Consider the following 21,927-nt stretch of genomic DNA (forward strand, 5'->3'; position numbering starts at 1 on the left):
CAAGACCGGAATTGGTTGCGGATCGATCACGGGTGTAGGAGGAGTGGGTGGGGCCGGTGACGTAGGACACCTGGTTGTGGCGGTACGGCGATCGTCCCCACCCCGCATGTCCGCCTTTGGGTCTTGTGCCCCGTCACCTTCGCGATCCACGGATTCAGCGGGCTCACAGCAGGTGCTCGCGGGTGGGCTTTACCAACGATCTGACGTACCGTCAGATTCATGGACTCCATATGGCTGGACGGCGCCCAGTGGCTGGCGGTGCTGCGGATCGGTCTCGGTCTGTGGTGGCTGGAGAGCTGGCGGCACAAGGACAAGAAGGCCTGGTTCGAGCGGGGCAGCGGCATCGCGTGGGCGGCGGAGATCGCGGAGAAACACCGCTGGGCACCGGTGCGGGCGGGGTTCGGGACGGTGGTCAAGCCGCATCCGAAGCTGATGGCGTACGTCGTCGCCTACGCCGAACTCTCCCTGGGCCTCGGCCTGATCCTCGGCTTTCTGACCCCGATCGCGTTGCTGGGCGGACTGCTGCTGAACGCGGTCTACTTCGTGCTGATGATCCACGACTGGGCCGAGCAGGGCCAGAACTCGATGATGGCGCTGGTCTCGCTCGTCGGGTTCTTCGCGATGGCCTGGCAGACCTGGTCGGTCGACGCGTGGCTGGGGTGGTTCCGATGAGGCCGACGGCTCTTTCGGGCGGGTGGTTCTGATGGCCGCGGTCCGCTACGACCTTCCGGAGCCCGACGCCTTCACGCGCCCCTACTGGGAGGCGGCCGCGCGGGGCCGGCTGCTGGTCCGCCGCTGCGGGGCCTGCACCCGGGCCCACCACTACCCGCGCGAGTTCTGCCCGCACTGCTGGAGCGAGGAGGTGACCTGGGAGGAGGCGAGCGGCCGGGCCGTGCTCTACACCTGGTCCACGGTCCACCGCAACGACCTGCCGCCCTTCGGCGAACGCACGCCGTACGTGGCCGCGGTGGTCGATCTGGCGGAGGGCCCGCGAATGATGACGCAGGTGGTGGAGTGCGCGGGGGCGGACCTGCGGGCCGGGCTGCCGCTGCGGGCGACGTTCGTGGAGGGGGTACCGGTGTTCCGTCCGGGGGGTTGAGCTGTGGAGGGGGCTGGTCTTCCGCGCGGACGGGTGAGCTGTGGAGGGGGCTGGGGTTCGGTTCGGGGGGAGAGCTGTGGAAGGGGGCTCGGGTTCGGTTCGGAAAGGTGGGCTGCGGAGGGAGCCGGTCTTCCGTCCGGACGGGTGGGCTGCGGAGGGGAAGCCGATGTTCCGCCCGGAGGGTCGGCGTGCCGTCCGGAGGGGTGAGCTGCCGGGGGAAAACCGGTGTGCCTTCCGGACGTTGGCGCCGATCATGGCCGTATGCGCCCTGAGAACTGGCATCTCACTGAAGACCTGGACGAGTTCCTCTCCCGCGCGGGCGACTTCCTGCGCTCCCGGCCCGCCCTGCACACGGTGCCGCTGACGGTGACGGACGCGCTGCGCCGCCGCGGGCTGCACCTCTACGGCGAGGAGACCCCCCTCTTCGGCCTGCTCGAAGCGGACGACGGTACGGTACGGGCCGCCCTGCTCCACACCCCGCCCTTCCACGTCCACGTCACCGCGCTCACCCCGCAGGAGGCCGACGCCCTGGCGGTCCGGTACGCGGAGCTCGGCCGCGTGCTCCCGGGAGTCTCCGGGCCGCGGGAGACGGCGGAGGCCTTCGCGGCGGCCTGGCAGCGGCACACCGGTACGGCGGTCGCCGTCGACAAGCGGCAACGGCTCTACCACTGGGCGAGTTGGCCGTACCCGAGCCCCGGCCGCAGGGGCGGGCGCGGATCGCCGGGCCGGCGGACCGGGAACTGCTCATCCGCTGGTTCGAGGAGTTCAAGGAGATCACGAGCGGCGTCGGCCAGGAGGCGGGGAACTGGGCCGACGGCCGTATCTCCTACGGCGGCGTCACCCTCTGGGAAACCCACGACGGCATCCCGCTCGCCATGGCCGGAGTCACCCCCGAAACGGCCGGCCAGGTCCGTATCGCCCCCGTCTACACCCCGGCCGACCTGCGCGGACGCGGATACGCCGGCGCGGCGACGGCGGAGGTGAGCCGGGCCGCGCGCGAGGCCGGGGCTTCGGAGATCCTTCTCTTCACCGACCTCGACAACCCGACGAGCAACGGGCTGTACCGGCGGATCGGCTACCGGCCGGTGGCGGACTTCACCGTGTGGAGGTTCGGCGAGTGAGGGTGTGGCGGCGGCGTGGGGGCGGGCGTGGGGGCGCCGGGCAGTACTCAACCGCGCCCCGCTCGCACCGCCCCCGCGCTCGCCGCCACCACCAGGGCGATGGCCAGGTACTGGGTGGCCGACAGGGTCTGGCCGAGGACCAGGAAGCCGGCCAGGGCCGCGATCGCCGGGGCCAGGCTCATCAGGATCGCGAAGGTCGGGGCGGGCAGCCGGCGCAGGGCCAGTAGCTCCAGGGTGTACGGCAGGCCCGAGGAGAGCAGGGCCACGGCCAGCCCGAGCCCCAGCGCCCCCGGCCGCAGCAGCGCAGCGCCGGCCGAGACGATGCCCAGCGGCAGGCTCAGCAGCGCGGCCACGGCCATCGCCACGGCCAGCCCGTCGAGCCGTGGAAAGCGCGCGCCGGTCCGGGAGTTGAAGACGATGTACGCCGCCCACAGCGCACCCGCGCCGAGCGCGAACCCGGCACCGGGGAGGCTGAGCCGGCCCAGGCCTTCCTGCCCGAGCAGCAGGACTCCGGCGAGCGCGAGGGCGGCCCACAGCAGGCTCACCACCCGGCGCGCGGCGACGACGGACAGCGCGAGCGGGCCGAGCACCTCCAGGGTCACCGCGGGGCCCAGCGGGATCCGGTCGATCGCCTGGTAGAAGAGGATGTTCATGCCGCCGAGCGCGAGCCCGAAGCCGCACACCACCGCCCAGTCGGCACGGCTGTGACCGCGTAGCCGGGGACGGCAGACGGCCAGCAGCAGCACCGCCGCGATCGTCACCCGCAGCGCCACCACCCCGAGGGCCCCGGTGCGCGGGAAGAGCAGCGCGGCTGTGGCGGAGCCGAACTGCACCGAGAGAGCACCGGACAGCACCAGCGCGATGCCGCCGAGACCGCCGGCGCCGGCCGGCGGGGAACTCCTGCTCACCCGGCGATTGCGGACCTGGTGCGGTTGGCCCGGCGACTGGTGGCGGGCGCCCCGGGAGGGGCGCGGGGCTGCCTCGGTACGCGGTTCCGCCGCGTGGGCGCGAGCGGCCACGACGCACCCGCAGTCGCACACGGCCTCACCTCGCCCGGCGGGCCGGCGCACCGGCTCAAGGCCAGAGCAACGCCTTGCTCCAGCCGAACTCCGTGCTCCGGTACTCCAGCCGCACGTGCCGCCTGTCCGCATCCCCCTGGAAGAACTCCACCGTCTCGGGGCGAAGCCGGTAGAGGGTCCAGGTGGGAGACGGTTCGGTCGGGTTCTCGCGGGCCCGCTCCCACGCGGCCTGCGACGCCCGCCGCAGCTCCTCCAGTGAGGACAGCTCCTCGCTCTGCCGCCCGGTGAGCGCCGCGGCCAGCGCCCCCGTCGAGCGGGCCTGCAGGTCGGCCTGGCTCTCCGGGGACGGCGCCGCGGTCACCGGCCCGCGCACCCGGACCTGGCGGCCCAGCACCGGCCAGTAGAAGGCCAGGGCCGCGTACGGGTGCGCGCTCAGGGCGCGGCCCTTGCGGCTCGTGGAGTGCGTGCCGAAGGACCAGCCGTCCGGGTCGGCGCCGTGCAGCATCACGATCCGTACGTCCGGCCTCCCCTCCTCGTCCACCGTCGCCAGCGACATCGTGTGCGGCTCGGGCTGCCCGGCCGCGACCGCCTCCGCGAGCCAGCTCGTGAACAGGGGCAGCGGGGTCGGCGGGGCGGTGTCCGGGGCGAAGGGGCGCAGGTCCGTGACGTCCGGGTCCCATACCCGCAGCGACCTCAGAGTTGCGTGGAGATCCGTTTCCATGTGCTGAGTATCGCCACGGGGCCCGTCATCCGTTCGGCAGGCGTCCCGAGACGCACACGAGTGCCTCCGCGTGCGGGAACGCCGCGGGCCGGGGACGCTCGGAGCCACGGGCTCCGGGAATGACGGTGAGGGGCGATGATCGTAACGGTGGTGTCGATGCCCGAGATGACCATCACCCGTACGGATGTCTCGGCGGCGCGGGCGCGACTGGCCGCCGAATCCTTCCTGCTCGTCGATGTCGAGCTGCCGGAGGAAGTGCCGGAAGAAGTGCCTGAGGAAGCGCCGGAGCAGGGGGCGCCGATCGCCGGCCGGCTGGGCCTGGACGACGCCGAGGGCCTGGACTGGTTCGGCCGGGCGGGCGAGCCCCCGCGGGCCGAGTTCATGGGGGACCGGGCCGCTTTCGTCGTGCCGGTGGTCCACGGGGACCGGATCGCCCACATCCACATCGTGGTGACCGAACGGTTCCTGGCCGCCGTGCACCGGGGCCGGGCCGGGCTGGACAGGAGCCTCACCACGGCGTTGCGGCACGAGCGGCCCGAGGACACCGTCGCCGTGCTCTTCCTCCTGCTCCAGGAGGCTCTGGCGACCTTCCGCCGGGCCGCCGTGCAGGCGCTGCTGGAGACCGAGGAACTCGAGGACGACATGTTCGAGCAACGGCGGCCCGAGCAGATCTACCGGCTGGCGCGGCTGCGACGGCGCTCCGCCGTCCTGCACCACGCCCTGCTGCCCTACCTCCAGGCGGTCGACGAGATCCTCACCCGCCGGATGATGAGCCCCAGCTTCCCCGAGGAGCGGCAACGGCGCGCCCAGGGGTTCCAGACCGCCGGCAGGCTGGTGCTCGCCGACGTCGAGTCCCTCCAGGACGCCACCCGCCGGGCCTTCGGCAGTTACTCCTCGCTCGTCGCGGGCGAGCAGAACGGCGTGATCAACCGGCTGGCCATCGTGTCGGTGATCTTTCTGCCGCTGTCGTTCATCACCGGGTTCTTCGGCATGAACTTCACGTTCCTGACGAACAGGCTGGAGACCAGGGACGAGTTCTGGCTGCTGGCCGTGGGACTGCAGGCGGTCGTCCTGCTCGGCTCCATCTACGTGCTGCACCGCACCCGCATCTGGCGCCGGCTGCTGGAGGAGGACTGAGGAGGGGCCCTCACCGGCCCAGAACCACCGTCCCCGAGGAGCAGAACCAGCCCCCCGTCCCGGAAGCCACCCCCAGCCGCGGCAGTTGCCCGTCCCGCGTCCGCACCTGCCGCCCCCCGGCCTCCCCGCGCAGTTGCCGTACCGCCTCCACCAGCAGGAACAGCCCCCGCATGCCGGGGTGTTGGGCCGAGAGGCCACCCCCGTCGGTGTTCACCGGCAGCTCCCCGCCCCGCACCAGCAGCCGGCCCTTCTCCACGAACGCCCCGCCCTCGCCCTTCCCGCAGAAGCCCAGGTCCTCCAGGGTCACCAGGGTCATGTAGGTGAAAGCGTCGTAGATCTCGGCGAAGTCCATCTCGGCCGGTCCCACGCCCGCCCGCCCGAAGGCCAGCCGGCCGCTCACCGCCGCCGGGGACACGGTGAAGTCCGTCCACTCGGACATGGCCGCGTGCGAGACGTGCTCCCCGGTGCCGAGGATCCAGACGGGGGCCGTACGGCAGTCCCGTACGTACTCCTCGGCCGCCAGCAGGACCGCCGCGCCGCCGTCCGAGCGCAGGCAGCAGTGCAGCTTGGTGAAGGGGTCGGCGATCATCGGGCCGGCCAGGACGTCGTCGACCGTGATCGGGTCGCGGAACATCGCCTCCGGGTTCAGTGCGGCGTTGGCCCGGGCCTGGACCGCGACCTCGGCCAGCTGCTCGACGGTCGTGCCGTGTTCGATCATGTGGCGGCGGGCGGCCATCGCGTACTTGGCGATCAGGGTGTGGCCGTAGGGGACCTCGAACTGCAGGGGCCCGCGGGCGCCGAAGGAGAGGTCGCCCGTCCTGCGGCCCGCCCTGATGTCGGCGCGCGCCGTCGAGCCGTAGACGAGGAGGACGGCGTTCGCGTGGCCCGCCGCTATCGCGTCCGCCGCGTGTGCCGCCATGACCTCCCAGGTCGAGCCGCCGACCGAGGTGGAGTCCACCCAGGTGGGGCGCAGGCCCAGATATTCGGCCACCTCCACCGGGGCCAGGGTGCCCAGGCCCGCGGAGGCGAGGCCGTCGACCCGGGCGCGGTCGAACCCCGCGTCCGCGAGGGCGCGGCGGGCCGCCTGCGCGTGCAGGGCGTACGGGGTGGCGTCGTCCACGCGTCCGCAGTCGGAGAGGGCCACACCGACCACGGCGACCTTCCTGCTCCCTACCGTCATGAATCTGACGGTACATCAGATGTGGCGGCTCGCGGCAGGTGCCGGGGGCCTGGGCATCCGGGTGCCCGCGTCCTAATATGACGGCCCGTCAGATCGGCTCGGGAGGGATGAGGGACCCGCCATGGACACGCGCCTGACCACCGAGCAGGACGAGATCCGCCGCACCCTGCGCGAGCTGCTGCACAAGCGGTGCGGCTCGCCCGGGCTGCGGACCGCCGTCGACAGCCCGGCCGGACACGACCCCCTGCTGTGGTCGGCCCTCGCCGGCCGGCTCGGCCTGCCCGGGCTCGCCCTGCCCGAGCGGTACGGCGGTGTGGGCTGCTCCCTCACCGAACTGGCCCTTGCCTGCGAGGAGACCGGCCGGGCGCTCGCCCCCTCCCCGCTGCTCGCCACCTCCGTCCTCACCGCCCCGCTGGTCCTCGCCCTCGGCACCGGGGCCCAGCGTGCCGAGCTGCTGCCCCGCCTGGCCGCCGGTACCCTCACCGCCGCCCTCGCCGTCCCCGGCCCGGCCCTGACCACGGCCCTCGCCCTGACCTGCGACAACGGCGCCTTCTCGGCCGGCGGCGGACGGGCCGGGGGTGTCCAGGCCCGGCGGGCCGACGGCGACTGGCGGCTGTACGGGCAGGTCGACCAGGTGCTGGACGGGCACAGCGCGGGGCTGCTGATCGTCGCCGCGCACACCGGGGGTTTCGCGCGGTCGCGGACCCTGCTGTTCCTGGTCGCCGGCGACGCGCCCGGCCTCGTACGGGCCCGGCAGACCGCGCTCGACGCCACCCGGCCGCAGGGTCGCGTCCAACTGCGCGAGGTCCGTGCGGAGTTGCTCGGCGAGGAGGGTGCGGACGTGCTGCCCGCCCTGGCGGTGCTCGGTGACGGGGTCGCCGCGGTGCTCGCCTGTGAGGCCGTCGGGGCGGCGGAACGGGTGCTGGAGCGGACCGTGGAGTACGTCGGTCAGCGCGAGCAGTTCGGACGGCCCGTGGGGTCCTTCCAGGCGGTGAAGCATCGGCTGGCCGACGTGTATGTGGAGGTGCAGGCGGCCCGGTCGGCCGCGTACCACGCCGCGTGGGCCTGCGGTGCCGGTGCCGGGTCCCTGGGCGCTCAGGGCGAACGAAGCGGTGGGCTCGCGCTCGCGCAGGCCCTGGAGGCGCTGCGGGGGGCAGCCGCCGAGGGGATCCAGTTGCACGGCGGGATCGGGTTCACCTGGGAGCACGACGCGCAGCTGTACTTCAAGCGGGCCGCCGGGGACGAGCTGCTGTTCGGGCCGGTGCACCGGCTGCGGGACCGGGCCGCCGAGGGCGCCGGTCTCTTCGCGGGCGGGGAGGTGACGGTGTGATCGGCGTCCGGCTGGTGCAGAAGGTGTCCTCGACGCGCGGGTTCGCGAAGGTCGCGCCCCACGTGATCCCGGCGCTCGACCGGGCGGTCCACCGGCTGACCCGGGGGCGGTACCTGCTCAGCACCCGGATGCTGCCCGGGGTGGTCCTCACCACCACCGGCGCCCGCAGCGGCCTGCCGCGCCGCACTCCGCTGGCCTGCATGCCGGAGGAGGAAGGCAAGAGCTGGCTGCTCGCCGGCTCCAACTTCGGGCGGCCCGGGCATCCCGCCTGGAGCCACAACCTGCTCGCCCACCCGGACGCCGTGATCAGCTGGAAGGGCCGGGACATCCTCGTCACCGCCCGGCTGCTGGAGAGGGAGGAGCGGGCGCGGGCCTGGACGGCCCTCCTGCGGTTCTGGCCGCCGTACGCCACCTATCAGGCGCGGGTGGAGCGGGAGATCCGCCTGTTCCGGCTCACGGTCCGATAGCGCCCCCGTAAGGGGCGGGAGCGGCCACGGCGAACCCGAGCCGAAAGGCGGCCGAACCTACAGCGTGGCCAGGCGCTCCGCCAGGAGGACCGCGCCGATCCCCAGCATCGCCGCCCCCGACGTCCGGGTCACCGCCCGGGCTGCCGCCGGCCTCGCGGAGAGCAGCGCACGCGACAACGTGCCGACGGTGAGGTAGACGGCGGCGCAGCAGGCCATGTGGAGCAGGCCGAGGGCCGCCGTCTGGGCGGGGACGGGCAGGTGGCTGCCGCGCAGGGTGAGGAACTGGGGGAGGACGGAGAGGTAGAGCAGCAGGCCCTTGGGGTTGAGGCCGCTGATCGTGGCTCCGCGCAGGAAGAGACGTCCGTCGGGGGAGGCCTCCTCCGTGGCCCCGGGCACCGCAGGGCGGCGCAGCACACCCCAGCCGAGCCACAGCAGGTAGCCCGCGCCCGCCACCGTCAGGGCCGTCAGCAGCCTCGGCGAGCCCGCCACCAGGACCGCGAGACCCGCCGTCGCCAGGGCCGTGTGCAGGGCGTAGCCGCAGACCAGGCCGGCCACCGCGCGCGGCACCGAGCCCCGGCGCACGGCGGTCGCGATCACGTACGCCCAGTCGGCGCCCGGCACGCACACCAGCAGCAGGTCCACGGCGAGGAAGGAGAAGAGCAGTCCCGAGTCCATGTCGGCGACATTAGGCGTGAATGGCCCGAAAGTGTTCCCGAAGTTTGCCCGCAGTCGGGGGTTCTGGGGGAAGATCTGCCTCATGGACGACGTGGACCGGAAAATCCTTGCCGAGCTGCAGCAGGATGGGCGGCTGACCGTGACCGAGCTGGCCGCGCGGGTGCGCCTCAGTGTCTCGCCCTGCCACCGCCGGCTGCGCGAGCTGGAGCGCTCCGGTGCCATCCAGGGCTACCGGGCGGTGGTGGACGCGGCGGCGCTCGGGCTGACCTTCGAGGCGCTGGTCTTCGTGTCGATGCGGCAGGAGGACCGGGACACGGTCGCCGAGTTCGAGCGGGCGGTCGGCGAGCTGGAGCACGTGCTCGACGCCCAGCGGCTGTTCGGCGAGCCCGACTATCTGCTCCGGGTGGCGACCGCCGACCTCGCGGCCTTCCAGCGGCTGTACGACGAGCGGCTGGCGACCCTGCCGGGAGTGCAGCGGCTGACCTCGACGCTGGTGATGAAGCACGTCGTACGGGACCGTCCGCTGCCCGCATAGCAGTGCAGGCGGTGGCTCACCGCGAGCGAGACGCGAGTGAACCACCGCCTGCCAGACAGGACTTGGGTACGCAAAAATGTGCAATAAGGGCTGCGGCAGCGGCCGTTGTTACTTGCTCGGCTTCTTTCCCGTCACGCCCAGGTGCACCAACAGCGCCAGGTTCGGCTTGAGTTCGGCCTGTTTCACGCCCCAGGACTGGAAACCCTTCTGGTGTGCCGCCACCGCCGCGAGCATCGCGACCAGCGAGCCGGCCACCGCCGCGGGGTTCACGTCCTTGTCGACCCTGCCCTTGGACTGCAGCTCGGCGATGGAGTCCACGAGGGAGTTGTTCACCGAGTTGAGGATCTTCATGCGGATCTTGTAGAACCGTTTGTCCCCTTCGGCCGCGCCGAGGTCGACGACCCGCAGGATCGCGTCGTTCTTGCGCCAGAACTCCAGGAATCCGTCCACGAGTTCCTGCGCCGTCTGCCATCCCGACTTGCCGGCCCAGGACCGCCCCTGGAGCAGTTCGGTCAATCCGGCGCCCTCGGCCGCCATTTGTTCGGCGATCTCCAGGACGGCGCCTTCGACGTCCGGGAAGTACTGGTAGAAGGTCGCGGGCGAAGTACCCGCCTTCCGGGCGACATCGATGACCTTGACGTCCCGGTAGGGGGAGGAGCTGAGCATCTCGCTGAGGCAGTCGAGCAGCTTCTGCCGGGTCGCCTGCCCACGCCGGCCGGCCACACGGCCGTCGACGGTACGCACTTGTCCTGTCATGCCGTCAGCTTACCGAGGGGTGATCGGAGCGCGATTCGGCCGACTGCAAATGGGGTGCACGGGGGCTCTGAGGGTGGTGTGCCTGGTCTGCGGGGTGCGTGCGGCCCGGTTACTTTGACGGCATGGCCGAAAACAGGGCATCCGGGAACGAAGAGGCGGAAGAGACCTCAGAGTCCGAAGAGGTATTTGACGCAGAAGTCGTGGAAGAGGCATACGGGGAAGGTGTGCCCTGCTGGGTGGACGCCCAGCTCGCCGACGTCGAGGCGGGCAAACGGTTCTACGGTGAGCTCTTCGGGTGGACCTTCGAGGCCGCGTACGGCTCCTCGGTGTGGGCCCGGCTGAGGGGGGAGCTCGTCGCCTCGCTGGCCCCCAAGATCGACGGCCGGATGCCCACCGTCTGGACGGTGTCCTTCGCGACCCCGGACGCCGAGGCCCTCGGCCGGCGGATCGACGCGGCCGGCGGGCAGGTGGTCATGGCCCCGTTCCCGGTGGGCGACCTCGGGGTGGCCGCCCTCGCCGCCGATCCCGACGGTGCGGTGTTCGGTCTGTGGCAGGCGGGCCGCCACCGGGGCTTCGGGCGGCGGCACGAGCCCGGCACCTTCGTCTGGGCCCAGCTGTACACGCGGGACACGGCCGCCGCCAACGCCTTCTACGGCGGCCTCTTCCACGACGCCCTGTTCGGCGCCGAGGCCCGGCCCGACTTCGGCCGTGCCGAGGTCACCGAGGTCTTCCCGGCCGAGATGCCCCCGCACTTCCTCACCCACTTCCGCGTCACGGACCTGGACGACGCCCTGGGGGCCGTGCAGCGGCTCGGCGGCCGGGTGCAGGCGCCGCCCTTCGAGACCTCGTACGGACGAGTGGCCGTCGTCACCGACAATCAGGGGGCGTCGTTCGCACTGCTGCAGCGCTGATCAGTCCGTTTTGGGGTGATTGGTGTTGATTGATACGGAGACACCCCGAATATCACCGGGTTCGCAACCAGCCGCCCGGCCAGGAAGAATCGGGGTGCGTGCCGCCACGGCGGTGCGGTGGTGAGACGCTGCACTCCGGTCGCGTACATATGGAGAGTGGCGCGGCTCGTACGGGGAGGTGGCAGGCAAGTGGTGGATCAGCTGACGCAGCACGATCCGCGGCGGATCGGGCCGTTCGAGGTGCTGGGCCGGCTGGGCGCCGGCGGCATGGGGCTGGTCTATCTCGCGCGCTCGGCGTCCGGCCGGCGCGTGGCGATCAAGACGGTGCGCACCGAACTGGCCGAGGACCAGCTCTTCCGGGTCCGCTTCACCCGTGAGGTGGAGGCGGCCCGAGCGGTGTCCGGCTTCTACACGGCGGCCGTGGTCGACGCCGACCCGCGCGCCGCCGTGCCGTGGCTGGCGACCGCGTACGTCCCGGCGCCCTCCCTCGAGGAGATAGTGAACGACTGCGGGCCGCTCCCGGCCCAGGCCGTGCGCTGGCTCGCGGCGGGCGTCGCCGAAGCCCTCCAGTCCATCCACGGCGCGGGGCTGGTCCACCGGGACCTCAAGCCGTCCAACGTGCTCGTGGTCGAGGACGGCCCCCGCGTGATCGACTTCGGCATCGCCTCCGGGGTCTCCAACACCCGGCTGACCATGACGAACGTCGCCGTCGGCACCCCCGCCTACATGTCCCCCGAGCAGGCCAAGGACTCCCGCAGCGTCACCGGCGCCAGCGACGTCTTCTCGCTCGGCTCCATGCTGGTGTTCGCGGCCACCGGTCACCCGCCCTTCCACGGCGCCAACCCGGTCGAGACGGTCTTCATGCTGCTGCGCGAGGGCCCGGACCTCACCGGCCTGCCCGACGAGCTGCGCCCGCTCATCGAGGTCTGTATGCAGATGGAGGCCGCCGCCCGGCCCAGCCCGGCCGACCTCCAGGCCCAGCTCGCGCCCCATCTCTTCGGCTCGGGCTCCGACGACAGCGGCACCGCCTCCGCCTGGCTGCCCGAGAAGGCGGTCGCCCTGATCGAGGCCCGCCGCGGCGGGCGCCCCGCCGCCAAGCCCTCCCCGGCACCGACCGGCGGCCCCAGGAGCGGCGGCCGCGCGGCCGTACCCCCGCCGCCGCCCCCGTACGACCCGCCCGCCCCGGCCCCTGTCGGCGCCCCCGACACCGGCCCGGTCCGGCTGGCCGGCGCCCAGGTGCCCATCGGCCCCGGCCCGCGCGTCGCCGACGCCCGCGCCGCCGCCGTCAAGGCGCCCCCGCCGGAGGCCGGCCTGGTCGCCAGCTGGTCCCGCCCGCGCCCCGGCGTCGCCGGCGTCGACCCCGCCGTACCGGCCGCCCCGCCCCCGCCCCCGGAGACCGCGAGCGGCTGGCGGCCCTGGCGGTTCCGCATGTCCAACGAGGTCTGGGGCACGCCCTCGGTCGACGGCGACCTGGTCTACGTCACCTCCTTCGAGGTGCACGCCCTGGACGTGGCCACCGGCCGGCGCCGCTTCAAGACGCGGGACGTCGCCTGGTCCATGGCGGTGGCGGACGGCCGTATCCACGCCTCCGACGGCCCGACCCTGTTCGCCCTGGACGCCCGCGAGGGCACCGACCTGTGGCGGCTGTCCACGGACGCCTGGGTGTACTCCCTGCACGCCGACCACGGCACGGTCGTCACGGGCACCCGGGGCGGCGGCGTGCAGGCCTGGGAGGCCGCGCACGGGCAGAAGCTGTGGGAGATCAGCGGCTGCCAGACCGACTTCGAGTCCCCCGAGGCGGGCCCGCTCGTCCACGACGGCACGGTCTACGTCTGGCAGGACGCCCGGCTGCGCGCCCTGGAAGCCCGCACCGGCGAGGAGCGCTGGTCGTACCCGGTCGGTGACGCGGCCGCCTGCGGCGGCGTGCCCGTTCGCCTGACCCCCGCCGCGGACGGGTACGTCTACGTCTCCGCCGGCACCCGCGTCCTCGCCATCGAGGCGGCGAGCGGGATGGTCCGCTGGCACTTCGAGGCCCCCGCGGTCTTCCTCTGCCCGCCGGCCTTCACCCCGGGCCCGGCGGTGACCGGCGGCGGGGTCTACCTGGCGGACTACCTGGGCACCGTCTACGCCCTGGACGCCACCGACGGCCGCGACCGCTGGCGCATCGCCACCGAGGCCCGCTCCTCCATCGAGCCGGTCCTCGTCGCGGCCGGCCATGTCCACGTCGGCAGCGGCAAGGGCCTGTACACCCTGGACGCGGTCACCGGCACGCCCAAGTGGCGCTTCCAGGCGGGCGGCGACGTCGTGGGCGCTCCCGCGGTGGCGGAGGGCCGTATCCACTTCGGCTCGACGGACCACCTGCTGTACACCCTGAAGTCCGACGACGGCCGCCTGCGCTGGAAGCTCGCGACCGGCGGCGAGATCACCGGCTCCCCGGTGGTCAAGGACGGCGTGGTGTACGCCTGCAGCAAGGACCGGTGCGTATACGCGCTGGACGCGGAGAAGGGGACGGGCACGGCCCGCACGGCGTGAGGGGTGCGGGGGATGAGTGACGGCCGTCGTACCGGTGTGTCACGGAAGGGCTCCAGACGGCGGCCGTCCCAGGGCTGACGCTACCGCGGGTGCGGGTTCCGCGCCATGCGGTCACTCACCGTATCCGCGGCTCGGTACGGTCCCTGTTGCTGAACAGCAGCGCCTGCCGTTCGGCCGGCAGACTGCCGAGGGCGATGAGGGACGGGGCCTGGGCGAACGCCTGGGCCAGGGCCGCCTCCCTGGCCGCCCACAGCGCCCGTACGGTCCCCTGCACGCCCTCCGGCGGATGCCCGGCCAGGACGGCGGCACAGCGCACGGCGCCCGCCAGCGCCCCGCCCTCCTCCGTGACCTCCGACACGAGCCCGATCTCATGGGCCCGCCGGGCGGAGATCCGCTCGGCGTTCCCCATGAGCGCCATCCGGGCCGCCTCCCCGTACGGCATCCGCGCGGCCATCAGCATCGACTCGTAGGCGCTGACCATGCCGTACGAGGTGTGCGGATCGAAGAAGACGGCCGTCGGATCGGCGACGACGAACTCGCACTCGCCCAGCAGGTAGAAGGCACCCCCGCAGGCCATCCCGCGCACGGCGGCCACGACCGGCTTCCACAGGTCGTTCGCCTTGGGCCCGACCGTCAGCAGCGGATCGTCCTGCATGTACGGCGACGAGGGCTGCGGCACGACGGCGTCCCGGTCGATCCCGGTACAGAACGCCCGCTCCCCGCCCCCGGTGAGCACCACGGCCCGCACGGAGTCGTCGAACCGCAACGCCCGCCAGACACCGGTGAGTTCGCGCGCCATGTCCAGGTCGACGGCGTTGAGCCGGTGCGGCCGGTCGAGGGTGACGACGGCGACCCCGCTGTCCTTGTCGGCGTCGACCCGTACGGCGCTCACGCCGGCACCCACTGCGGCAGCCCGCCGTCACCGAAGACGACGTGTACCCGGGCGCCGATCCTGGGGCTGTGCGGGTCAAGGGAGTTGAGGGGCGCGCCCGCGTGGGCGACCAGATTCCCGGCCAGCCGGATCCGCGGGCAGTCCTCCAACTCCACCACGACGACGTTGTACGGCGCCTGTTCCGCGTAGTCGGGCAGCAGGGGTGGATGCGGCACGACGTACGACCAGATCCGTCCGCGCCCGCTGGTGAGCCGCCACTCGCTCGCGAAGGACTGGCAGCGCGGGCAGCACGGGCGGGGCGGGAAGCGGGGTTCGTGGCAGTCGCCGCAGGCCTGGACGCGCAGTTCACCACGGGCGGCGTACTCCCAGAAGGGCGCGCCGTCGGTGTCGGTGACGGGGTTCAGCATGATCAACTCCTGAGCAGGAGAGCGGAGGTGGGCACGCCCTCGCCGGCCGTGACCAGGCAGGTGGCGGCGCCGGGCACCTGGGCGGTGCTGGTCCCGCGCAGTTGCTTCACCCCTTCGTTGATGAGGTTGAAGCCGTGCACGTAGGCCTCGGAGAGCCCGCCCCCGCCGGTGTTGAGGGGCAGCCGCCCGCCGATCTCCAGGGCGCCTTGCTCGGTGAAGGCGCCCCCTTCCCCGCGCCCGCAGAAGCCGTACCCCTCCAGCGAGAGCGGTATGAGGACGCTGAAGGCGTCGTAGATCTGCGCCACGTCCACGTCCTGCGGCGTGAAGTCGGCGTGCTTCCACAGATGCCGGGCGGCGGTCCAGGCGGGGCCGGTGAGGGGGTCGTCGTTCCAGTAGTTGACCATGCCGTGGTGCTGGGCGGGCAGCCCCTGGGCGGCGGAGTGGACGTACACGGGCCTGGTACGGCAGTCCCGGGCGCGCTCCTTGGACACGAGGACACAGGCGAGGGCCCCGTCCGTCTCCAGACAGTTGTCGAAGAGGCACAGCGGCTCGCTGATCCAGCGCGAGGTCATGTACATCTCGCGGGTCAGCGGCCGTTCGTACATCACGGCGGCCGGGTTCTGGTTCGCCCGGTTCCGGCAGGCGAGGGCGACGTTGAAGAGGTGATCGCGGGTGGCACCGTACTCGTGCATGTACCGCCGCGCCAGCACGGCGATCTCGTCGACGGGCCGCAGGAGCCCGAAGGGCCGCGTCCACTGGGCCGGAGTCGGGAGCTGCACGGCGGTGTTGGTCCACGGCCGCGGCCCGCTGCCCCGCTTCCGCGACCGCCAGGCGACGCCGACGCCGGCCTGTCCGGCGGCGATGGCGGCGGCGAGGTGCGCGACGGTCGCACAGGAGCCGCCCCCGCCGTACCCCACCTTGCTGAAGAAGGTCAGATCCCCGAACCCCACGGCCTTGGCGAGCTCGACCTCGTCGGTCTCCTCCATGGTGTAGGAGGCGAGTCCGTCGACCTCGCCCGGCGCGATCCCGGCGTCCTCCAGCGCGGCGAGCACGGCCCGGCAGGCGAGCGTCTTCTCGTCCTCCGGAAGATGCCGGGCGAACGAGGTCTGCCCGATCCCGACGATGGCGGTGGCGTCCTTGAGCCCGCTTGCGGCTACTGCCATGGCGTCCCCCTCACGGCGTCCTGACAGTGCGTCAGATTACAGCTAATCTGACGGCCAGTCAGCTGTGCGGTACAGGGGGCCTGTGATGAGCGACTGGGACACCATCCCCGATCTGGTCCGGTGGTCGGCCGAGCGGTACGCGGACACGGAGGCGGTGGTCGAGGGCCGCACCAGGACCACCTACGCCGAACTGGGCGCCCGGGTCGAGCGCGCGGCGGCGGCCTGCCTGGCGAGCGGGGTGCGGGCCGGCGACCGGGTGGCGGTCTGGGCCCCCAACTCCCTGGACTGGATCGTGTCGGCCCTCGGCGCGGTGACGGCGGGCGCGGTACTGGTCCCGCTGAACACCCGCTTCAAGGGCACGGAGGCGGCGGACGTACTGCGGCGCAGCGGGGCCCGGCTGCTGTTCGTGACGGGCACGTTCCTCGGCACGTCGTACGTGGCGAGCCTGCGCCGGGCGGCGGGGGACGGGGTGGCGGACGGCCGGGCGCCGCTGCCCGGACTGCCGGAACTGGAGGAGGTGGTGGTCCTGTCGGAGGACGCGCCACCGGACTTCCGTACCTGGAAGGACTTCCTGGCGGGCGGCGAGGGCGTGGGGGCGCAGGAAGTGGCTGCGCGACGACGGGAGCTGGACGGTTCGGCCCTGTCGGACATCATCTACACGTCGGGTACGACGGGCCGCCCGAAGGGCGCGGTGATCACGCACACCCAGACCCTCCGGGCGTACGAGATCTGGGCGGACCTGGCCGGACTGCGGGCGGGCGACCGCTACCTGATCATCAACCCCTTCTTCCACACCTTCGGCTACAAGGCCGGGGTGATCGCCTGCCTGATGCGCGGGGCGACGATGATCCCGCAGCCGGTGTTCAGCGTGGCGACGGCACTGGCGAACATCGCGGCGGAACGCATCTCGGTCCTGCCCGGCCCGCCCACGCTCCACCAGTCGCTGCTGGACCACCCGTCGCGGGACGCGTACGACCTCTCGGCGCTGCGCCTGGTGGTGACCGGCGCCGCGGTCGTGCCGTTGCAGCTGGTGGAACGCCTGCGCGGCGAGCTGGGCGTGGACACGGTCCTCACGGCGTACGGCCTCTCGGAGGCGAGCGGCATCGTCACGATGTGCCGGCGCGGCGACGCCCCGTCGGTCATCGCCTCCACCTCCGGCCGGGCGATCCCGGGGACGGAGCTGCGGCTCGTGGACGCGACGGGCACGCCGGTACGGCCCGGTGAGGCGGGCGAGGTGCTGGTCCGGGGGTTCAACGTCATGCGCGGCTACTACGACGATCCCGAGGCCACCTCCGAGGTGATCTCGGCGGACGGCTGGCTGCACACGGGCGACGTGGGCGTCCTGGACGAGGCGGGCAACCTGCGCATCACCGACCGCATCAAGGACATGTTCATCGTCGGTGGCTTCAACGCCTACCCGGCGGAGATAGAGCAACTGCTGGGCACCCACCCGGATGTGGCCGACGTCGCGGTGATCGGCGTACCCGACGCCCGGCTGGGCGAGGTCGCCAAGGCGTACGTGGTGCGCAGACCCGGCTCGCCCCTGACCTCCGACGACCTGATCGCCTGGTCCCGCCGCGAGATGGCGAACTACAAGGTGCCGAGGTCGGTGGAGTTCGTGCGCGAACTCCCGCGGAACGCGAGCGGGAAGGTGGTGAAGGGGGTCCTGCGGGGGAGGGGGTGAGGGGGAGGGGGGCGTTGCACTCAGGGAGCTGTGAGGTTGCCGTGGGGCCGCCCGCTTCTTCGGCCAGTGTCGTGCTTCCGCGAGGTGCGTCAAGGGCGCTGCGTTCCGCTGCGCTCCACTCCGCGTCGGCTGCGCCGATGGCCCTCCGGGCCACCCTTGACCCACCTCGCTCCAGCACGGGGAAGAAGCGAGCGGGCAGCCCGGGGAAAGTGGCCGGCTTGGCGGGGTCGGGCCCTTGGGTCGGCTGCGTTCGCGTCGTCGGCCGAGGGGTGCGCGGTCGCGTCTCGCCTGCACGCCGGGCCGGCTGAGCGGCTCGCGGTGAGTGGGTGGGTGCGCGGTCGCGGGGTAGGGGGCACGTCGAGTCGGGTCGGCGGCTTGCGGTGGGTGGGGTGCCAGGCGGGGTTGGCGGCGCTCGGCCGTGGGTGGGCGACGCGCGGCAACGCCGGGCAACTGGGAGTTTCGGGAGACGACTTGAGTGGCTGGTATGACCCCAAGAGCGCCCCTTCTGTCACACCAGCCCCAGAGGCCACGGCGAGCCGAGCAATCGGCATTCTTGGGCCAGCCTCGGAGCCAACCTGGGAGAGTTGACCCGCCGTCCGCCGAGGACGAGAGTGCCCAAAGATGCCAACCCCCGCCGTCCTCACCTTCGGGGCCCTCAGGTGCCGGGATCCCGCGCCGCCAGGCCGACCTTTGCGAGCTGCGGTCCCCCCAACTCGCCGCAGGCCGCCGAGCCGACCGGGCGTGCCGCCGCCCCGCGACCGCGTCCCGCCCACTTGCCGCAGGCCGCCGAGCCGACCCGGCCTGCCCCCACCCCCCTGGCGCGTCCCGACGACTCACCGCAAGCCGCCAATCCCCCCGGCGTGCCGCCGCCCCGAGACCGCGCCCGTCTACCCCGGCCCGGAACGCAGCCGACCCACACCGCAAACCCCGCCAGGCCACCCGCGTTTCCGGGCCGCTCGCTCGCTTCTTCCCCGTGCTGGAGCGAGGCGTGTCAAGGGTGGCCCGGAGGGCCATCGCCGAAGGCGACGCGGAGTGGAGCGCAGCGGAACGCAGCGCCCTTGACTCGCCTCGCGGAGGCACGACACTGGCCAAGAAGCGGGCGGCCCCACGGTCACCGGGAATCGCCGGCCAGGGCAGCCAGGGTGGCCCTGATCTCCTCGACCATGTACTCAGGGCAGTGGAAAACGTCCTCGGCGCTGAAGCGGAGGAGGCTGCGGATCTCCGGACACCTCAGGATCTGGTTGAAGCGGGTAACGTCCCTGCGGTGGGCTTCACGAGTTCCGTGGTAGGCGTACCCCTCGATCTCCACCGCCAGCCCTGCCGCCCGGAACAGGAAATCGACGACGCGGCGACTGCCGTCCGGGGTGCGTAGCTCGGCCTGGCTCTCGAGGTGCAGGTCGGCGTCGTACATGCGCAGTCGGGCAACCGTCTCGGCGGGCGAACCGGCGAGTGGGTCGGTCAGGCACAGCCAGTTCCGGGCCCGGACCGACCCTTGCGAGGTGGTCTCGAGCGCCGCGGCGATCTCGTCCGGCTTGGTGAGCGGTGCGCGACGGACCCGCCCGACCCTGCGGTACGTCAGTGCCGAGTCCACGGCGACGAGCGCCTCGTCCCTGGGGCCGCGCCGGAGCAGGTCGGCGAGGGTGCGGGTGGGGGTGGTGAGCCGCAGGCCCTGTCGCTCCACCACGTCCCTCGTGCTGAGCGGCATCCGGTGGACGCGCACGCCGGCGCTCACACCGCGGACGGTGAGCCGCGGGTCGATGAACTCCAGCGGCGTCTCGCGGCCACCCCCGAGTGTCTCGATCCGCCAGAGGGCAGCCGCCGAACCGTGGCTCACGATCAGCCGGGGTTCGCGGAGCAGCACGGCCCGGAGGTGAGTGAGGAGGTCAGGATTTCGCCCCGGCTCGGCCCAGGCGCCCTGCCGCAGCCGGGTCCAGCCCTCTGCCCGCAACGCACGCGTGAGACTGCGCCGGGGCCAGCCGGCCTCCACGGCACGCGAGGTGAGCAGGACGCCCCCGTCCGCCAGCGCCCTCAACCCCGTCCGCTCCACCCCGGCAAGATCGCAGAATCCGCGACTTGCCGCCTGGCCTGTGGATAACCGGGCGGGGTCAGTCCTTCAGCGAGTCGAGGAAGACGGTCCAGGCGAGGGGGCGGAAGAGGAGTACGGGGCCGTCCTGGGCCTTCTTCGAGTCGCGGACGGGGATCACCACGCCGGGCTGAGCGTCCGAGACTTCGACGCACTCGCCGCCGCTGCCGTTGCTGTAGCTGCTCTTGCGCCACACAGCTGTGCTCAGGTCAATCCCGGTGCTTGCCATCTCGGTAGTCCTCTGCCGCTTGTTCGACCATGGCCAGGGACGCCTCTGGCGGGAGTGCCGCGGCCCTGAGCAGATCGTACGACCTGCGGTAGTTCTTCACGAGCGCCGGATAGTCGATGAGTTGGCCATTGTGGAGTCCCTCGGTGTAGGCCACAGCTGGGGCATCCGGGAAGGTCATCACCCTCATCATGCCCATCATGAACGGGTGAGCGTGCGTCGTTTCCGGGAGGATCTGCAGAACGCCCTGCGTGGAGCGGATCACGTGAGCGATGTGCTCCAGCTGTTCGGACATCTGCGTCGGAGGCAGAAGCGGTTTGCGGACGAGGGACTCGTGCAGTACGGCCCAGAACGAGGGCCGTTCTTCACGTTCCCAGATCTCCGCGCGCTGCAGTCGGGCCCTGACCTGCTTGTCGACGGTCTCGGGCGGCAGCCAGGGCAGCGACGTGTGTACGACGGCCTCGGCGTACGCCTGGGTCTGCAGCAGCCCCGGCACCAGCATCGGCGCCCAGTCCTCGATCGTCTCCGCATGCCGCTCCATCTCCGCCACATCAGCGAAGTACTCCGCATGCCCCGACTGCCGTGCCCGGCGGGCGTCTTCACAACGGCGCTCGAAAAACCCGTCGGTCTTCAGCACCTTGTCGACATGGCGGGCCAGATCCAGCGGCATCCGCCGCTCCCCGCGCTCGATCTGGCTCAGGAACGGGACGCCCCGAAAGCTCCCTTCCGCCAACTGTTCCAGCGTGAGTCCCGCCAGCTCCCGTTGGTAGCGCAGTTCGGCGCCGTAGAAGGAGGGGACGTTCGCCGACGCGTCGGGATTCTTGCGTGGGGGCACAACTCATCACCGCCGTTTGCCACTTGCGCTTGCGCAGCCGAAACCTCTTCAAAAGGTACCGGCGGTGACGCCAACGTGTGACTGTTTCGTCACAGAGAGCACAGGAAGGCGTACGCAACCGTGTCGTCCTCGAATCCCCCCACCAGCCGCCCCGCCAACTCCGCCTTCGACACCACCCTCTGCGTGGAAGACCTGCGCGACGCCCTCTCCGCCCACGGCATCACCCTGCCTTCCCTCCGGGTGGACCTGCCGAGCTTCGCGGGCAGGTACCAGCCCCCGGCCGGCCTGGTGGCGCTCGGCAACTGCAATACGGCGACCGCGTACCAGCTGGCGAGGGCGCTGCGGGGTGAGAACCGTACGCCGAGCCCGCCTCCTCTGGACGTCGAACTCGTCGCCGTACCGAAGGCGCTCCAGGGCCTGCGCCGCACTGTCCGGCGCCACTTGGGCGCTCCCTGCGCCGATGTCCAGCTCTGCGTCACCGAACTCGTCACCAACGTGATCCGGCATGTGGGGGAGGGGACCACCGTCCGTGTGCGGGTGGCCCGGACGGACGGCAACCGCATCCGCGTCGAGGTCACGGACCCGGCCAAGGAGGCTCTCCCCGTGTCCCTGCCCAGCGCGCCCGACGACGAAACGGGACGCGGCCTCGCCCTGCTGGATGCGGTGGCGCTGTGCTGGAGCGTGGAGCAGGGGGTGGAGGGCAAGACGGTGTGGTGCGAGTTGGCCGGGGCGGAGTGAGCGACAGTTCGCGGCAGTGGGCCCGGGCATCTGTCCCGGACACACCTCGGCCGCGACGGCTCCCCCTCGGTGCCGTCGCGGCCGGTCCCCCGTGCGGGAGGTGGCTCAGCTGGGTTCGGACGTCACGTGGGTGTTGTCCGGAGTCACCGTGCCGTCGGCGGCCACCGCCGGGGCGTCCGTGACGTGGGTGTTGAGCGGCTGGACCGTCTCGTCCGCCGGGGCGTCCGTGACGTGCGTGTTGAGCGGCTGGACCTTCCCGCCGGCCGGAGCGTCGGTGACGTGCGTGTTGTCCGGCTGGACGATCGTGTTGTTGTCGGTGTTGCTCATGGGTGCCTCCCCTGGTGGATCACTGTGGAACGTGAGGGCCCGCCCGGTCACTCCCCCGTGGGCGGCCGGGCGGGCCGCTCGGGCCGCCC

General features: G+C 72.5%; 22 protein-coding genes and 1 pseudogene. 11 read left to right on the plus strand and 12 right to left on the minus strand.

Going from position 1 to position 21,927, the window contains the following annotated elements:
• Window positions 1–219 precede the first annotated feature (219 nt).
• The 3 genes and pseudogenes from LMU33_RS26855 to LMU33_RS26865 all read left to right on the plus strand — a co-directional run bounded on the left by LMU33_RS26855 (window position 220) and on the right by LMU33_RS26865 (window position 2,220).
• Complete coding sequence (locus LMU33_RS26855) at window positions 220–672, plus strand: DoxX family membrane protein (protein WP_228623177.1); 453 nt, start codon at window positions 220–222, stop codon at window positions 670–672.
• A 31-nt stretch (window positions 673–703) separates the two neighbouring features.
• On the plus strand, window positions 704–1,099 hold the full coding sequence (locus tag LMU33_RS26860) for a Zn-ribbon domain-containing OB-fold protein (protein ID WP_228623178.1): 396 nt from the start codon (window positions 704–706) through the stop codon (window positions 1,097–1,099).
• A 261-nt stretch (window positions 1,100–1,360) separates the two neighbouring features.
• Window positions 1,361–2,220, plus strand: a pseudogene (locus tag LMU33_RS26865) (GNAT family N-acetyltransferase).
• Between the two features lie 47 nt (window positions 2,221–2,267).
• Here LMU33_RS26865 and LMU33_RS26870 read toward each other — a convergent pair.
• Both LMU33_RS26870 and LMU33_RS26875 read right to left on the minus strand, forming a co-directional pair.
• A complete protein-coding gene (locus LMU33_RS26870; protein ID WP_228623179.1) occupies window positions 2,268–3,128 on the minus strand; it encodes an EamA family transporter in 861 nt (286 codons plus the stop codon).
• A 166-nt stretch (window positions 3,129–3,294) separates the two neighbouring features.
• A complete protein-coding gene (locus LMU33_RS26875) occupies window positions 3,295–3,960 on the minus strand; it encodes a pyridoxine/pyridoxamine 5'-phosphate oxidase (RefSeq protein ID WP_228623180.1) in 666 nt (221 codons plus the stop codon).
• Between the two features lie 135 nt (window positions 3,961–4,095).
• On the opposite strand from LMU33_RS26875, the gene LMU33_RS26880 reads away from it, so the two are divergent.
• Window positions 4,096–5,097 carry a CorA family divalent cation transporter gene (locus tag LMU33_RS26880; protein ID WP_228623181.1) on the plus strand — a complete coding sequence of 334 codons (1,002 nt, stop codon included), beginning with the start codon at window positions 4,096–4,098 and terminating at the stop codon, window positions 5,095–5,097.
• Window positions 5,098–5,107: 10 nt separating this feature from the next.
• On the opposite strand, the gene LMU33_RS26885 is transcribed toward LMU33_RS26880, so the two are convergent.
• The gene (locus tag LMU33_RS26885) at window positions 5,108–6,277 is read right to left on the minus strand and encodes a thiolase C-terminal domain-containing protein (RefSeq protein ID WP_228623182.1); all 1,170 of its coding nucleotides are present in this window, start codon (window positions 6,275–6,277) and stop codon (window positions 5,108–5,110) included.
• A gap of 121 nt (window positions 6,278–6,398) precedes the next feature.
• Here LMU33_RS26885 and LMU33_RS26890 point away from each other — a divergent pair, with 121 nt between their 5' ends.
• Together LMU33_RS26890 and LMU33_RS26895 are read left to right on the plus strand one after the other, a co-directional pair.
• Window positions 6,399–7,607, plus strand: a complete 1,209-nt coding sequence (locus LMU33_RS26890) for an acyl-CoA dehydrogenase family protein (RefSeq protein WP_228623183.1) — start codon at window positions 6,399–6,401, stop codon at window positions 7,605–7,607.
• Window positions 7,604–8,074 (plus strand): nitroreductase family deazaflavin-dependent oxidoreductase, encoded by a 471-nt coding sequence (locus LMU33_RS26895; protein ID WP_228623184.1) that lies wholly within the window; start codon window positions 7,604–7,606, stop codon window positions 8,072–8,074. Before LMU33_RS26890 ends, LMU33_RS26895 begins: the two co-directional genes overlap by 4 nt.
• A 57-nt stretch (window positions 8,075–8,131) precedes the next feature.
• Here the strand turns inward: LMU33_RS26895 and LMU33_RS26900 are convergent, their stop codons facing one another.
• Window positions 8,132–8,749, minus strand: coding sequence for a LysE family translocator (locus LMU33_RS26900; RefSeq protein WP_228623185.1), 618 nt, complete (start codon window positions 8,747–8,749; stop codon window positions 8,132–8,134).
• Window positions 8,750–8,831: 82 nt separating this feature from the next.
• On the opposite strand from LMU33_RS26900, the gene LMU33_RS26905 reads away from it, so the two are divergent.
• Window positions 8,832–9,284: an Lrp/AsnC family transcriptional regulator gene (locus LMU33_RS26905; protein ID WP_228623186.1), complete on the plus strand. Its 453-nt coding sequence runs from the start codon at window positions 8,832–8,834 to the stop codon at window positions 9,282–9,284.
• Between the two features lie 108 nt (window positions 9,285–9,392).
• On the opposite strand, the gene LMU33_RS26910 is transcribed toward LMU33_RS26905, so the two are convergent.
• Window positions 9,393–10,040: a TetR/AcrR family transcriptional regulator gene (locus LMU33_RS26910; protein WP_228623187.1), complete on the minus strand. Its 648-nt coding sequence runs from the start codon at window positions 10,038–10,040 to the stop codon at window positions 9,393–9,395.
• 236 nt (window positions 10,041–10,276) lie between these two features.
• Here LMU33_RS26910 and kbpA point away from each other — a divergent pair, with 236 nt between their 5' ends.
• Complete coding sequence (kbpA, locus tag LMU33_RS26915; protein ID WP_228623300.1) at window positions 10,277–10,951, plus strand: AfsK-binding protein KbpA; 675 nt, start codon at window positions 10,277–10,279, stop codon at window positions 10,949–10,951.
• A gap of 189 nt (window positions 10,952–11,140) precedes the next feature.
• On the plus strand, window positions 11,141–13,483 hold the full coding sequence (gene afsK / locus LMU33_RS26920) for a protein serine/threonine kinase AfsK (RefSeq protein ID WP_228623188.1): 2,343 nt from the start codon (window positions 11,141–11,143) through the stop codon (window positions 13,481–13,483).
• A gap of 115 nt (window positions 13,484–13,598) precedes the next feature.
• Here afsK and LMU33_RS26925 read toward each other — a convergent pair whose 3' ends face one another.
• Genes LMU33_RS26925 through LMU33_RS26935 form a run of 3 tightly spaced genes read right to left on the minus strand, consistent with a single transcriptional unit; the run spans window position 13,599 to window position 15,945 of the window.
• Window positions 13,599–14,375, minus strand: coding sequence for an enoyl-CoA hydratase/isomerase family protein (locus LMU33_RS26925; RefSeq protein ID WP_228623189.1), 777 nt, complete (start codon window positions 14,373–14,375; stop codon window positions 13,599–13,601).
• Window positions 14,372–14,782 (minus strand): Zn-ribbon domain-containing OB-fold protein, encoded by a 411-nt coding sequence (locus LMU33_RS26930; protein WP_228623190.1) that lies wholly within the window; start codon window positions 14,780–14,782, stop codon window positions 14,372–14,374. Before LMU33_RS26930 ends, LMU33_RS26925 begins: the two co-directional genes overlap by 4 nt.
• A gap of 2 nt (window positions 14,783–14,784) precedes the next feature.
• Window positions 14,785–15,945 carry a lipid-transfer protein gene (locus LMU33_RS26935; protein ID WP_228623191.1) on the minus strand — a complete coding sequence of 387 codons (1,161 nt, stop codon included), beginning with the start codon at window positions 15,943–15,945 and terminating at the stop codon, window positions 14,785–14,787.
• 85 nt (window positions 15,946–16,030) lie between these two features.
• Between LMU33_RS26935 and LMU33_RS26940 the strand changes: the two genes are divergently transcribed.
• Window positions 16,031–17,629: a FadD3 family acyl-CoA ligase gene (locus tag LMU33_RS26940; RefSeq protein WP_228623192.1), complete on the plus strand. Its 1,599-nt coding sequence runs from the start codon at window positions 16,031–16,033 to the stop codon at window positions 17,627–17,629.
• A gap of 1,111 nt (window positions 17,630–18,740) precedes the next feature.
• On the opposite strand, the gene LMU33_RS26945 is transcribed toward LMU33_RS26940, so the two are convergent.
• The 3 genes from LMU33_RS26945 to LMU33_RS26955 form a co-directional block, all read right to left on the minus strand.
• Window positions 18,741–19,661, minus strand: coding sequence for a PDDEXK family nuclease (locus LMU33_RS26945; RefSeq protein ID WP_228623193.1), 921 nt, complete (start codon window positions 19,659–19,661; stop codon window positions 18,741–18,743).
• A 73-nt stretch (window positions 19,662–19,734) separates the two neighbouring features.
• Entirely contained in the window at window positions 19,735–19,941 is a 207-nt protein-coding gene (locus LMU33_RS26950) for a DUF397 domain-containing protein (RefSeq protein ID WP_228623194.1), read from the minus strand.
• Entirely contained in the window at window positions 19,922–20,773 is an 852-nt protein-coding gene (locus LMU33_RS26955) for a helix-turn-helix domain-containing protein (protein WP_228623195.1), read from the minus strand. The genes LMU33_RS26950 and LMU33_RS26955 overlap by 20 nt, the downstream gene beginning before the upstream one ends.
• A gap of 120 nt (window positions 20,774–20,893) precedes the next feature.
• Between LMU33_RS26955 and LMU33_RS41750 the strand changes: the two genes are divergently transcribed.
• Window positions 20,894–21,511 (plus strand): ATP-binding protein, encoded by a 618-nt coding sequence (locus LMU33_RS41750; RefSeq protein ID WP_308280810.1) that lies wholly within the window; start codon window positions 20,894–20,896, stop codon window positions 21,509–21,511.
• A gap of 105 nt (window positions 21,512–21,616) precedes the next feature.
• On the opposite strand, the gene LMU33_RS26965 is transcribed toward LMU33_RS41750, so the two are convergent.
• On the minus strand, window positions 21,617–21,838 hold the full coding sequence (locus tag LMU33_RS26965; protein WP_228623196.1) for a hypothetical protein: 222 nt from the start codon (window positions 21,836–21,838) through the stop codon (window positions 21,617–21,619).
• Between the last annotated feature and the right edge of the window lie 89 nt (window positions 21,839–21,927).

Origin of the sequence: Streptomyces barringtoniae, from assembly GCF_020819595.1 — a bacterium.
In the GTDB taxonomy this organism is placed as follows: Bacteria; Actinomycetota; Actinomycetes; order Streptomycetales; family Streptomycetaceae; genus Streptomyces; species Streptomyces barringtoniae.